General features: G+C 69.1%; 12 protein-coding genes, 2 pseudogenes and 1 riboswitch. Of the genes and pseudogenes, 10 read left to right on the forward strand and 4 right to left on the reverse strand.

Going from position 1 to position 12,792, the window contains the following annotated elements; genetic code table 11:
• Positions 1-477: 477 nt before the first annotated feature.
• Positions 478-1,224: an IclR family transcriptional regulator gene (locus tag IE260_RS27680; RefSeq protein ID WP_189876550.1), complete on the reverse strand. Its 747-nt coding sequence runs from the start codon at positions 1,222-1,224 to the stop codon at positions 478-480.
• A 195-nt stretch (positions 1,225-1,419) separates the two neighbouring features.
• Positions 1,420-1,560, reverse strand: a riboswitch (SAM riboswitch).
• Between the two features lie 1,411 nt (positions 1,561-2,971).
• Entirely contained in the window at positions 2,972-4,288 is a 1,317-nt protein-coding gene (locus IE260_RS27690; RefSeq protein ID WP_189876554.1) for an NsdA family TPR-like regulatory protein, read from the reverse strand.
• A gap of 177 nt (positions 4,289-4,465) precedes the next feature.
• Between IE260_RS27690 and IE260_RS27695 the strand changes: the two genes are divergently transcribed.
• The 9 genes and pseudogenes from IE260_RS27695 to IE260_RS27730 all read left to right on the forward strand — a co-directional run bounded on the left by IE260_RS27695 (position 4,466) and on the right by IE260_RS27730 (position 10,133).
• Positions 4,466-5,455 carry a glycosyltransferase family 2 protein gene (locus IE260_RS27695; protein ID WP_189876556.1) on the forward strand — a complete coding sequence of 330 codons (990 nt, stop codon included), beginning with the start codon at positions 4,466-4,468 and terminating at the stop codon, positions 5,453-5,455.
• The gene (locus tag IE260_RS27700; protein WP_189876558.1) at positions 5,446-6,690 is read left to right on the forward strand and encodes a methionine adenosyltransferase; all 1,245 of its coding nucleotides are present in this window, start codon (positions 5,446-5,448) and stop codon (positions 6,688-6,690) included. The genes IE260_RS27695 and IE260_RS27700 overlap by 10 nt, the downstream gene beginning before the upstream one ends.
• Positions 6,687-7,070 carry an IolE/MocC family protein gene (locus IE260_RS27705; RefSeq protein ID WP_189876560.1) on the forward strand — a complete coding sequence of 128 codons (384 nt, stop codon included), beginning with the start codon at positions 6,687-6,689 and terminating at the stop codon, positions 7,068-7,070. Before IE260_RS27700 ends, IE260_RS27705 begins: the two co-directional genes overlap by 4 nt.
• The gene (locus IE260_RS41985; protein WP_229881341.1) at positions 7,067-7,213 is read left to right on the forward strand and encodes a hypothetical protein; all 147 of its coding nucleotides are present in this window, start codon (positions 7,067-7,069) and stop codon (positions 7,211-7,213) included. Before IE260_RS27705 ends, IE260_RS41985 begins: the two co-directional genes overlap by 4 nt.
• 122 nt (positions 7,214-7,335) lie before the next feature.
• On the forward strand, positions 7,336-7,485 hold the full coding sequence (locus IE260_RS41990) for a hypothetical protein (RefSeq protein WP_229881343.1): 150 nt from the start codon (positions 7,336-7,338) through the stop codon (positions 7,483-7,485).
• A gap of 415 nt (positions 7,486-7,900) precedes the next feature.
• A pseudogene (locus IE260_RS27715) lies at positions 7,901-8,032 on the forward strand (replication initiation protein, RepL2); the annotation flags it as partial.
• Between the two features lie 869 nt (positions 8,033-8,901).
• Complete coding sequence (locus IE260_RS27720; RefSeq protein WP_229881345.1) at positions 8,902-9,159, forward strand: hypothetical protein; 258 nt, start codon at positions 8,902-8,904, stop codon at positions 9,157-9,159.
• Positions 9,156-9,527 carry a fic family toxin-antitoxin system, toxin component gene (locus IE260_RS27725; RefSeq protein WP_189876562.1) on the forward strand — a complete coding sequence of 124 codons (372 nt, stop codon included), beginning with the start codon at positions 9,156-9,158 and terminating at the stop codon, positions 9,525-9,527. The genes IE260_RS27720 and IE260_RS27725 overlap by 4 nt, the downstream gene beginning before the upstream one ends.
• Before the next feature lie 222 nt (positions 9,528-9,749).
• Positions 9,750-10,133 (forward strand): contact-dependent growth inhibition system immunity protein, encoded by a 384-nt coding sequence (locus tag IE260_RS27730; protein WP_189876564.1) that lies wholly within the window; start codon positions 9,750-9,752, stop codon positions 10,131-10,133.
• A 1-nt stretch (position 10,134) separates the two neighbouring features.
• Here the strand turns inward: IE260_RS27730 and IE260_RS27735 are convergent, their stop codons facing one another.
• Positions 10,135-11,031, reverse strand: coding sequence for an IS5 family transposase (locus tag IE260_RS27735; RefSeq protein ID WP_417847136.1), 897 nt, complete (start codon positions 11,029-11,031; stop codon positions 10,135-10,137).
• 275 nt (positions 11,032-11,306) lie between these two features.
• Between IE260_RS27735 and IE260_RS27740 the strand changes: the two are divergent.
• Positions 11,307-12,147: pseudogene (locus IE260_RS27740) on the forward strand (IS5 family transposase).
• On the opposite strand, the gene IE260_RS27745 reads toward IE260_RS27740, so the two are convergent.
• Positions 12,142-12,540, reverse strand: coding sequence for a hypothetical protein (locus tag IE260_RS27745; RefSeq protein ID WP_189876566.1), 399 nt, complete (start codon positions 12,538-12,540; stop codon positions 12,142-12,144). The pseudogene IE260_RS27740 and the gene IE260_RS27745 overlap by 6 nt on opposite strands.
• Positions 12,541-12,792: the final 252 nt, after the last annotated feature.

A 12,792-nucleotide genomic window follows, 5' to 3' on the forward strand; every position in this document is an offset into this window, starting at 1 on the left:
GCAATTTCCGTTCATGTGAAACCAGGAGGTCAGCTGCCCAGACCAAGAACTGACGTGCGGGGTGACGTCGCTCACTGGAGAGTGCTGCCGCATCGAGCCGGACCAGCTTCTGCCTGGTCGGCAACGGCCACGTTCAGTGGGGATGTGCCGATCTGCTCGGTGGCGAGGTCGGCAGAAACCCATTTTCATTGGGGCTGTCGCAGATATCGGCGCGTGCCGGGCGAACACGGTGCACTCGGGGTAGCCGAGGGCGCCGGCCGACCTTGACGAGCGCCAGCCGGACCGGGCCCGGACCAGGGCCGGGCACGTGCCGGCGGCGACGACAGGCTTCCGGGACGGTCGTCCGGAACGGGCGTGGCCGGGCGAGCCGAGGTCGGCCCACGACCGGGAGCAGACGACGCTGACCGACTGGCGGTTGGCCAAGGCCGCCGAGCTCACGGCTACGCCGCGGCATGAGGCGGACCTGCTGGGGCTGCGCTACATGGGCTTCAGGAGGATGGCGGGGGGCTCGTCAGGGCGGCAAAGGGCGTCGGTGAGGCGGGCAGCCGCCTCGACGACGGCCTGGGAGAGGTGGGCGCCGGGGCGGAGGGTGAGGCGTTCGATCGGGCCGGAGACGGAGACGGCTGCCACCACCCGGTTGAACGGGTCGCGGACGGGCGCGGAGATCGAAGCCGGATCGGGTTCGCGTTCTCCGGCGGACTGAGCCCAGCCGCGGCGCCGTACGCGGCTCAGGGTGGTGGCGGTGAAACGGGCACCTCGGAGGCCGCGGTAAAGGCGCTCGGGCTCCTCCCAAGCGAGCAAAATCTGGGCGGCGGAGCCGACCTTCATGGGAAGGGCGACGCCGACGGGAACAGTGTGGCGAAGGCCGAGAAGGCCCTCGACCGAGGCCACACAGATGTGCTCCTCACCCTGCCGACGGTAGAGCTGAGCATTCTCGCCGGTGGCGTCGCGCAAACGGGTGAGGACCAATTCAGCGGCGGCCAGCAGGCGATCCTCGCCGACGGCGGCCGAGAGCTCGCCGAGTCGGGGACCGAGGGCGAACCGACCCTCCATGTCCCTGGTGACCAGACGGTGGCGTTCGAGTGCGACGGCGAGTCGGTGGGCGGTGGGCCGCGCCAGACCGGTGGCGGCGACCAGTCCGGCCAGAGTCGTGGGGCCGGCCTCCAAGGCCCCGAGGATCAAGGCGGTCTTGTCGAGCACACCTACGCCGCTCGTGTTCTCCATGAATGGGTACTCCAGTCTCAAATCCGCGAGCGACGGATTGGGTTGCGCTCACGGGGGCTCCGGCGAGGAGCGGTGAGGTCAGCGGGGACAGGCCGGAAGAGCCGGCCGATTGCCTGTGCCGGACACGAGACGGGTACGCGGAAGGGCCGGGGCGGGAAGCGCCCGGGCGAAGGACAGCACAGAGAGCACTGTGTCTCCTCATCTTTCCCGCGCCACGTTGGCGACAGGCCGGAGTTGGCACTGATCCCGGCCGGTGTCGCGCGTGTCGCACGCCGACTCGACCGGGGAGTTGCCGGGGCTTCGTAGGGCCGGTCCCTCCACCCCTCTGGATGATTCGGGAGGTACCTTACAAGGTGCCATGGGCGGCCCGCCAAACTCCCCCACGCCCAACCGGCGGTTCTCCATCCGTTCGCGTGCTCGGTCTGCTTCGAACGGGTTCCTGGAGCGGGTGAGTTGGCTGGCGTCGGGGCATGAAGGGAGGCGGTCGAGGCCTACAACGGCGAGACTGGCCTGGCTGCGTTTTGACTGTCCCCATATCTCACGCATGGCGTGGGAGACGTGGGTGTTCAGGCGGTCCAACACCAGCCTGATCGGCGCCTTGACGAGCTGGTGCGTGCCGTCGATCAGCGCGATGAAGTCGCGGTTGCCCATGCTACGGCGCTTGCCCTTGCCGACAGGATGGCTGCGCAGGCGGTGGCACAGCCGCGTGCGGGGCCGTGCCGCGGGCACACGGCCGGCTCCATCACGCGCGGCGCGCCCGGCCATCGCCGGGCCTCAAAGAAAAACCGACCCGTGCACCGCCGCCGGGGGGGGCGGTGGTGCACGGTGACGACCGCGCGGACATCAGCGGCATCGACCAGGACGCCGGTCTCCCCCCGCGTCTCGCGGGCGAGAGCGGCCACCACGTCCCCCTGCGGTCCGTCCAGGTGCCCGGACGGCAGATGCCAGCAGCCCGCTGCGTACACGGTTCCGGCCCGTCGGAACAGCCCGGCAGCGATCGGCTGCATCGCCGAGGGAGCGGGATCGCGGGCCGATGGCGGTTTCATACGCCGGCTCCCGCCCGGTACGACCGGTGCGCGAATTCCGGCATCCAGCGGCTCGGCCCGCTTCACCACTCTGTCGAGTGACGCACGTCACAAGGGTGGACTGCGCCGGTGGCCAGACGGCTTGGCCGCATGAGGTTGTAGGAGCTACGCTCCGGTCCACCCGGTTGTCGGTCAGCTCCTCGCGCGGTTCCAGGACTCCAGAGCGGGTGCAAGGGGAGCCCCAAGGCGCGTTGAGCCGGTGGTGTGAACGCCCGCTGTAACGCGCGCGACTACGAACGCCTTCCGCAGCACTCCGAAGCGCACATCCTGGTGTGCCTCTCGCTCTTCTGGGGGCGGAACCACCTACGAGCTCCCGGCGTATACCCCGTGGTGGCCACCCGGTCGAAGACGTCCGGGGCACGCTGAGCAGCGTCGGACGGGTGGTCGGAGACTCGGCCTGAGCGAGAACGAGGATGGCGGCGGCCCAGCAGCTCGGTCCCTTCCGTGCTGGAAGAAAGCAGCCTTGCCAGCAGGGTGCGGGCTGCGTGGACCTCGCTGAACAGCACCGGGACGGGATGCTTGCTGTACTTGAGGTGGTAGTGGTCGGCGGCGAGTTCGTCGATCAGCGGGCTGTCCTCGCCTTTTGCTAGGAGGGCGAGCTGGAGGGATTCTCTGACCGAGGGCAGTCAGCACTGGTGGTCATCGGATCCGTCCCCTTCCCGCTATGCGGCAGCGAGCTCGAGGAGTTCCGGAACGTTCTGGGCTCCCTGGTAGTGCCGGAAGCGGGGGAGAAGGTCGTCGACGAGCTGCGCGCACCGGGGTGCTCCGATGCGACGTGCCAGGAGCAGGGATTCGGTGGCGGCGGCCGCCGCGGGCTCGGGTTCCTTCAGGTCGAGGTAGCTCGCGGCGCGGTAGGCGAGGAATACACCGCGGGTCTTGTCCCGGGCCGGGGGCAGCAGGCCTTCGCCTTCCGTAATCAGCCGGTGAGCGCGGCCGATGTCGCCGAGGTCCAGGAGGGCCTGGCCGGAATCGACGGCGAGATCAGCTTCGGACACCCAGGCGCACCAGGCGGGCCGGTCGGCGCCGACATCGCTCAGATGTTTCTCCGCCGCGGCGAGGGCGCGCAGTACGGCGCGTCGTTCGCTCCGGTCGCTCTGTGCGGCGAGGGTGCGGGCGAGGCGTAGCTGGAGCAGGCAGCGGGCGGCGGGGTTCTGGGCGCGGGTCAGGGCGTAGTTGAGGATGTTTGTGGCGGTGGTGTGGTCGTTGCGCCAGGCGGCCTGGTAGGCGAGGTCGCCCAGGAGGCCGGCGCCCAAGTCGTGGTCCCCGGCTGCGTGGGCGTTGTGCAGGCCGGCGATCCAGTTTTGGCTGGCGTGGGTGTGGCGGCCCTCGTCGAAGCGGTGCCAGGCGACGGTCTGGGACAGGGAGGCCGCCAGGGTGTGCAGGCGCAGCCCGAGGGCGGGTGTGTAGCGGCCGTGTTCGAGCAGTTCGGTCACTGTGGACAGGTGGGCCTCCAGCAGCGTGGCCGTGTGCTGCCGCTGCTCGATCGTGTGACTGGCGAGTTGCTGGGTGGTGTTCTCCAGGAAGGCGACAAAGTCCTCGCCGACTGGTCTGCCGTCGCGGGCCTGGGCGAGCGCGCTCGTAGGGCCGGCGGCCCAGTCCGCGGCCAGCGCGGACAGGGTGGCGCCGGAGATCGTGAAGAAGGTGCGGCGGTCCATCGCTGTTCGCAGGGCCTCTCTCAGTGCGGGCACAGAGCTGTGGGGTCCGAGCGGGACCAAGCCGTCGGCAGTGAGCGGCAACCAGTTCGGCCAGTCGTCAGCGCGGACGATGTCCGCGGGCCAGCCGAGCGCTTCGGCAATGTAGATCTGCGATTCCTCGTTGGGCTTGATGCCACGTTGCCATTTACGCACCCGCGCCACGTCCGTGCCTGAGCGCAGACCACGCTGGGCGGCCGCGGCACGAATTCCGGAGACGAGTTCCTCCATCGTCATGCCGAGCGCGAGCCGCGCCAGGGCCAGCGGGTGACGGGTGGTCTCTTGCACGCCTCCATCCAATCACTCAGCGCACATGCGCGGTGACTGCTTTCGCGGAGACGAGACCCCCGCAGGACCCCCTCCAACTAGTCGACCGCGTCGAACGGTTGAGCTCATTCTCGTTTTCTCGCGCCGCGCCATGCGGCAGCCGGATCCCCACTGGAGCGTGAGAAGAGAGGAGCACCGATGGCACAGGCGGATACGCCGCTGGTGTCCGTGGTCGTCAGCGCCCGCGGAAACACTGCGAACGTACGGAGTCTGCTGGATGCGCTGGCAGCGCAGACCCTGCCCGGCGGGAAGATGGAAGCGGTCGTCGTCGACAACGACCTGCCCGGACCTGTCCGGCCGGTCGCGGACGCGGTACGCGACGGCGACTGGCCGTTTCCCGTACGGGTGCTGTACGAGCCGACACCGGGCTTGAGTGCGGGCCGGAACCGCGGGATCTGCGCGGCCCGCGGCCGGTACATCGCCATCACTGACCCCGACATCACCCCTGAACCCGGCTGGCTGCAGGCCCTCGTCGACGCGATCGAGGAGGAGAAGGTTTTCGCCGTCGGAGGCCGCACCACCGTGCAGTATCCGGGCGGTCAGGCCGTGGCTCTGACGAAGGCGCTGCGGGAGTGCCACGGTGCGGTGGACTGGCCCGCAGGCCGGGAACTGGCCGTGTGGCCGTACTGGGTCACCGGCTGCAACCTGCTCTTTGACCGTCAGACCGCTCTGGACATCGCCCTGTTCCGAACCGATCTCGGACGCCGGGGATGGTGGATGGGCGACTGCGAGGACCTGGAGTTCATCGACCGGGCCCGCCAGGCCGGCCACCAGACTCTGATCGAGCCTGCCGCGGTCGTCTCGCACCCGGTCTACCGGCCGGAGACGACCCTTAGGTACTTCGTCCGCCAGGGCGCCGGGCACGGCGTGTGCGTCGCCCGGATGCACCTGAGCGTGACGGTGGAGCCCGCAGCGATCCAGGCCAGCCGCAAAGCGGTGCACGCCGCGGCCATCAATCTGGCCGCCGGGTGGACCTTCCTGGACCGCTCCCGCGCCGTCGAGGCCGCCCGCGACCTTGCCCGGATCGGCGCCTACCACCTCGAACGCGGCCGCCTGCGCCTCCTGGGCCGCCGGCCCATCCCCCTCGCCCAGCCCACCCCGAAGAAGGAGACCCCCGCATGGACGTGAACACCACGACGGGCCTGTCCGCCGCCTCCGCGCTGACCGGCGTCGAGGTCGTCGAACGCAAGGGAGCCGGTCACCCCGACACCCTCGCCGACGGCGTCGCCGAGGCGATCTCCCGCGCCTACAGCCGCTACTGCCTTAAGGAGTTCGGGGCGAACCTGCACCACAACACCGACAAGACCAGCCTGCTCGGCGGGGCCGCCGACGTGCGCTTCGGCCACGGCGAGCTCACCGCGCCGATCCAGGTCCTGGTCAACGGACGCATCACCGCCGCCCTCGGTGACCACACCATCCCGGTCGCCGACATCGTCACCACCGCGGCGCGCGACTACCTCGCGAGGGCACTGCCGCTGCTCGACACGCCGCGGTGGGTCGACGTGCGGCCGCGGCTGACCCAGGCCTCCAGCCCCGGCGCCGTCAATGCCCCGGACACCGCCGAGCGCGAGGCATCCCGCCAGCGGTGGTTCGCCCCGCGCAGCCTGGACGACCTCGCCGAACGCCACCGCATGTTCAGCAACGACAGCAGCGCCGGCGTCGCCTACTGGCCCCTGGGCATCGGCGAACAGCTCGCCGTCGGCATCGAAGCACACCTGACGGGCGAGGCGTTCCGCACCGAGCACCCCTACTACGGCACGGACATCAAGGTCATGGTCGTCCGCCACGGCGTGCGCGTGCAGCTGACCGCGTGCGTGCCGCAGATCGCCCGTGAGACCCCGGACCTCGACACCTACATCGCCCGCCGGGCCCAGGCCCGTAACCTGATCGCCGAACTCGCCGGGACGATCGCGCCCGAGCACCACGTGACGGTCTGCGTCAACACCCGCGACGTCGACACCCGGCCCGAGCTGTACCTGACCGCAACCGGCTCCTCCATCGAGTCCGGTGACGAGGGCGTCGTCGGACGCGGCAACCGGGCCAACGGCCTGATCAGCATGTTCCGGCCCTGGTCCGCGGAGGGCGTGTCCGGCAAAAACCCGGTCTACCACGTCGGCAAGCTGTACAACCTGGCGGCCGCAGAAGCCGCGCGCCGGCTGCACGAGGAGACCGGGCTGGACTGCGCGGTCGCGCTGGTCTCCCAGTCCGGCCGGGACCTGACCGACCCCTGGCAGGCGATCGTGCAGACCTCCGGCCCCAACGCCATCCTCGCCTCCCGCGCACGCCGGGTGATCGCCGATGTCATGGAGGACCTGGGCACCCTGCGCGAGCAGCTGCTCGACGGAAAGCTGGCCACGGCATGAGCGCATCCCTCAGCGACAAGTTCGTGCCGTGCCTCAACCCGGCCACCCTCTCCGGCCTCCCGCTGCGAGAGTTCCTGGCCGTCGCCGCGGGGGCCGGCTTCCCCACGGTCGAAGTCTCCATCCAGCAGGCCCAGGCCCACGGCACCGGCCCGTTACGCGACCTGCTCCAAGAGCTCGGGCTCACGGTCGCGGCCGCGAGCGGCATCCTGCCGGCCGGGCCCGTGCTGCCCGCGCCGCTGCTGGTCGACCCGGATACCTATCGCGCCTGCCTCCACGGGCCACCGACCAGACGCCGCCGCGCACCCCGCCGACGTTCCGCCAGGACCCGTATGGCTACGACGCGGAGACCAACACGGTTCGAGTCGGTCAGCACGACTTGACCCGGCTCCTGCTGATGTTCTGCACGCTGATGCGCGAGCAGGAGCCAGGCAGGTGGAGGCACATGGACGACTTCGACCTGTCCTTCGAGCGCCTGGCCGACGCTGTCGATGCCGCGGCCGAGGTCCGACAGGGCAATCGGTGAAGCGGCCCTGATCTGCGGATGCGCCGCACCACCACAGAAGCCGCCTACGCCTGGCCGAAGGGTGCCCCCTACGACGGGGCCATGCCCGGACGTGGAAGGTCCCGGGCTTTGACCTCCACGCCGTGGCGGAGGGACCCAGGCGCCGGGCCGGGTTGCTGTGCGACTTCAGCTGGGCGGAGGAAGAGGGCCGCGCCGCGGAGGGCCTGCCGGAGTGCCGCGAGTGCCTGCGTGAGGTCCAGCTCGGTGCCAAACGCCCCCGCGGCACCTGCTGACTCCTGGGCGGATGACTACCTGGTGGATACGGCCGTGGCTACGACGCGGAACGCCCCGACTCCGGCAATTGCAATCCGGGGTCGGGGCGTAGCAGAGCGACAGAGTCATTCTGCTTGTTCCTCTTCGCTGAGCAGTTTGATGAGATGTGCGAGTTCTTCGAGTATCGATGACCATGTAGCACAGGCATAGTCTGAGCGGGGGCGACCGATCCGAGGGGGCTAGCGGCATGAGTGACAGCGACGGGGTCTACAGACCATCGAGCAAGCGCCAAGTGCTGTGGAGCTGGGTACTGATTGTCGGAGTGGTCGGCCTCTTCTGGGGATGCTCAGTACTCGACGATGACAGACCATCGGGCAGAGAAGTACCGCCATGCGACGCGCAGGTTCGCGGCGGTACCGATCCCTGTTGAGCCCCCGCACCCGCCGCCAGGTCGTGGAGGCCGGATGGCTCGAGGAATCCGAGCGGCTTGCGCATATCAGCTACTACCGGCTCAGCGCGAAGAGCACCGGCGAGGACGTCGTCGTCCCCCTGCGCCGCGCAACCTGAACGGTTCTGAGAGCCAGAGCTCATGTGCGTGAGGTCAATGAGTACCGATCCCAGGATCTGTGCTCATTGACGTCACGTACATGACAGCAGGGCCCGGACGGTACCCAGGTGCCTGGTCAGCTCTTGTCTGACACCGTCGGGAGCTCTGCCCCCTTCGGGTAGGAGTCGTGGAAGGTGCGGCGGGCCACGGTCAGCGGCTGGGAGTGTGGCAAGACCGAGCCCCGCCCACCGGAGCGCGATGCCTACGCCCGACTGCTGGACAAGCTCGCGGAGCTCTACCCAGCCCACGGCTGGACCGGGTACCGGGGCGACCGTCCTCGCGTAACCGTCGGAGAGGCCCTCGTCGGCGCAGCGACCGGCGCCATCTCACCCCTGTGCACCATTCGGTGTCCCACGGGAGTGCGTCTGGATCCCTCTGTCGTGCCTGGCGCACTTGTGATCACAGGCGTCTTCGAGCCCGGCCACGGGCCATCGGACAAGCAGCGGCCGCACCTCGCTCATCCCGGATGATGCTGGACCGACCAAGGCCGGACGCCATGGTGAGCGGTCCTGCGACCTCCGGGGGCTCGCGGCTGGGTCGGGTGGGTGGGCTCGGGTTGCCAGCCCCGAGTCTGTGCGGTGCGGTGGTCGGGCAGGACGGGGCGCGCCATTCGCTGCCGGATGCCGCGGTGGCGTGGCCGTGTTTCGGCAGCCAGGTGATGACCTTGCCCTTGTCGTACCAGTGCTCCAGCGATTCGGCGAGCACGGCGGCTCGTGGGTGAAACCGATGAGGGCCGGGGCCGCGCGGAAACGCCGAGCGGACATGGCTGGTCGCAGACTGTCCGGGCAGGCACCGCCCACCCCTGCTACCACCCTGCTACCCTTTCGGTATGTCCTCCTCGAAGAAGCAGACCCAGGTCCGTCTGGAACCTGGCATCCTCGCCGCAGGCAAAGACGCCGCGGCCGCCCGCGGCCTGGACTTCAACCGCTACGTCGAGCGTCTGATCATCGAAGACACGACGGGCGCCCGCGCCGCCGGCATGGCCGCCGCACAGCGCCTCATCGAAGAGCACGGCGCCTTCCTCGACGACCTGGAGCAGCAGCTCGACGCCCCCTACGCCCAGCCGCAGCCGGGCGCCGCCGCGTGATCCTGCACGTCGACGAGTCCTGGATCCTGGAAGTCGCCGAACGGGCCGGCCACCGCGACCCCGGCGTCGACGACTACGGCGTACCGGTCGCCGCGGTCGCCCGCCACCGCGGCGAACTCCTCGAGCGCCCCGTCTATGACGGCCCCTACGCCCGGGCTGCAGCCCTGGTGCACACCCTCGGCCGCTGCCGCTGGCTGGAGCGCTCCAATCTGACGGTCGCCTGCGCCGTCGCCGTCATGTACCTCGAAGCCAGCAACATCCCGGTCAACCCGACCCGCGAGCAACTGACCGCGCTCGCCCACGAGTTGAACAGTCCGCGTGCCACCGCTTCCGGGATCGCCGCCATGCTCCGCACGTGGAAGCCCTGACCCGGCTGAGCTGAGTGGGAGCGGTGCGGTCCTCTCCGGTCGTTCTTCAAAGAGCGACTACCCGTTGTCCTCTTGCTTGTCGGGGCACCCTCATCAGACCGCCCAATGGACATGCCCGCAAGCCGACTTGCCGCACGCCCCCGACGCCTGGGGCTTTCCGGTCTCCGTCTCTGAGACCGCGTCTGAGATCTGACATGGGACGATCGGTCGGTGACTCGACTCGTGAACCGTGACCTCTCCCTTGAGGAGCTTGAGCGCGACCATTGGTCGGCCCCGTCGGGCGGCGAAACGAGGCTAATGGCGACCGTGCGTGAGCTTCGGCGCAAGCCGATCGGCGGCCTGACGGTCGAGGACATGCGGTTGCTGATCAGGCAGGACGTGGGCCTTGCCCATCTCCTGCCGCTGGCTTTGGAGGTCCTTCGGGCCAACCCACTGGCGGAAGGCGACATGTACGAGGGTGATCTACTGGCTGCCGCGCTCACCAGGAGCGCGGAGTTTTGGAGCGAGTTCCCCGAACTCAGGCGGGAGGTCCACCTGATCGTCTCGGAGTTGGCCGACGTGCCGCCTGCCCTGAAGCGCGAGGTCGAGGAATTCTTGGCTCTGTAGCTCACCGACAGCAGCAGCCGTCGGTGAGGGGCCGGCGGGTTGTCTGCGAGGATTGCCGCACGAGGTGTCGTGGCCCGGGGCGCGTCGCAGCCCGTCCCCGGGTGAGCCGGCGGACCATGATGCCGATCATGGCCCATCGAATCATCGTCTCCGAGTGGGCCGGGCTGGTCTCGTAGTCCCGGGCAAGGCGTCGGTGGGCGGTGAGCCACGAGAAGGTGCGCTCTACCGCCCACCGCTTGGGCTGGACCTGGAAGCCCCGCTGGCCATGATCCTTTCGAAGGACCTCCAGGTCACGGCCGAGGATGCGAGCGTTCCACTCGACCAGGCGGCCGGCGAAGCCCTGGTCGGCCCAGACCTTCCGGACGCCGGGGTAGTCCAGGCGGGTCCACAACAACGGCCGCATCGCGCCGTCGCGGTCCTGCACGCTCGCCGCAGCGCCGTGGACGGCCAGGAGCAGGCCGAGCGTGTCGGTGACGATGAACCGCTTGCGGCCCTTCACCCTCTTGCCCGCGTCGAAGCCCCTGGTGGCCGCCGGGACGGTGTCGGCGGTGCGGACGGACTGCGAGTCGATCAGGCCCGCGCTTGGCTCGACGTCGCGGCCGTCGGCTTCACGGACCTGGCCGCGCAGGGCGTCATGGATGCGCTCGACGGTGCCGTGGTCGTGCCACCAGGTGAAGTACCAGTACACCGTCGGCCAGGGCGCGAAGTCCTTCGGCAGCTGTCGCCAGGCGCACCGGGTCCGCACCACGTAGAAGATCGCATCAACGATCCGCCGCCGCGGATGCTTCTCCCGTCGCCCACCCTTCGGCCCCACCCGCGCTGGCGGGAGCAACGGCTCCACCAGCGCCCATTGCTCATCCGTCAGGTCTGACGGATACCCACCCCCAAGACCGCTCACGGCGAGCTCAACGAACGCCTCAGCAACGGGGCACGGCAGATCTCAAACACGGTCTGAAAGAGCGTTTTGTCCCTGTGGGCGTGTTTAGCGGCAATATGGGTGACTGCCCTGCCTGGGACAGCTGAGATTCGTGAATACCGATGCGATGCTTGCGCCTGGTGACGACGGGCGTGGGTCCGTTCGAGCCCCTTCGCTCCTGTCTGATCCCAAAGTGCCCCCGCTCACCCCTGTTTGCGCCCTGCAGTCGAGGGGGCCGCTAGCAGTACTACCGAAACATGCCTCGACGTCGGCCGCATCCAAGTGCCTGTCAGATGCCCGATGGGAACTGATGGAGCCCATTCCCAGGCCTTTCCCTCTCCGCTCGGCCCGCCAGGCCGACAGATATCGGGCGGCCGCCCGAGCATGACCTGCGTCGGCTCATGGACGCGGTCCTCTATGTCGACAGGACCGGCATCCCCTGGCGTTACCTTCCGCACGACTTCGCTCCGTGGGAAACGGTCTATGGATACTTCGCCGCCTGGCAGAAAAGACGGAGTTTTCGACCAGCTCAACGGCGTCCTGCGCCGGCTGGTTCGGGAGGCAGAGGGCCGGGATCCCGAGCCGAGCGCGTGTGTGTTGGACGCCCAGAGCATCAAGACCTCGGCGAACGTGCCCGCGACCGGCCAGGGCATCGACGCGGGCAAGAAGATCGCAGGCCGCAAACGTCACATCGGCGTCGACACCCTCGGGCTCCTCCTGGCCGTTTGGGTCACCGCCGCCAGCGTCTCCGACAATGTCGGTGGCATCAACCTGCTTTCGAGCATCGCCAAAGCCCACCCTCGGATCACCAAGGCCTGGGCCGACACCGGCTACCGGACCAAGGCTATCGACCACGGCGCCCGCCTCGGCATCGACGTCGAGATCGCACGGCGTGACCCTGGACAGAAGGGATTCAAGGTCATCCCGCGGCGCTGGGTCGTCGAGCGGACATTCGGCTGGCTCATGAACCACCGCCGCCTCGCCCGCGACTACGAAACCCATCCGCATCGCTCCGAGGCCATGATCCGTCTCGCGATGATCGACCTGATGAGCCGCAGGCTCACCCGAGAATCGACTCCGAACTGGAAGGACTCATAGCCGCCGGGCCACACTGACCCGCGCGTCCTCGCCCCGCATCGCCTGCGGCCAGCGGTCATCGATGACAACCGCCGCTTCCCGGCAGGCGCCGCAGGCGTTCTCCCGTTCCGGCAACCACCAGTGGTCGGACGGTGACATGCCGACTTCCTGGATCCCGCACAGCGTCTTGTCGAAGATGCCGAAGGCGTGGGAGACGCCAGCGGCGAGGCCATCCGCGACGGCCTTCTCCCAGCGCATCTCCACGGGCAGGTACGGCGGTCGCGAGATCTCGAACCACTCACCGCCCACATAAGTGGCGGCATGACACCACAAGCAGGACCAGATCTCTTCTTCCCGCGCCGTCTGCACCACCGGCCACCGCCACATCGCCTGACCACACACATCGCACTCCACCGACGGATCCTCACACGTCAGCACGGTCCGCCCCAAGCAGCTGGCTCGCGCCAGTTATCAAACACCCCCGCCAGGACAAAACGCTCTTTGATGTCGCAGGTGGCCGGTAGCGTGCCGTACATGACCCCGCCCCGCGCAGAGCGTCCGCAACGGAGCCGTGGCCGGGCTGGGTGAGCAGCCGGGTGGCATAGGCCGGGTACGGCGAGCACCTGGTCCGCATCGGCCAGCTCATCCCGGCCCTGCTCTACAGCA

This window comes from Streptomyces viridiviolaceus (genome assembly GCF_014650995.1).
Lineage (GTDB): Bacteria > Actinomycetota > Actinomycetes > Streptomycetales > Streptomycetaceae > Streptomyces > Streptomyces viridiviolaceus.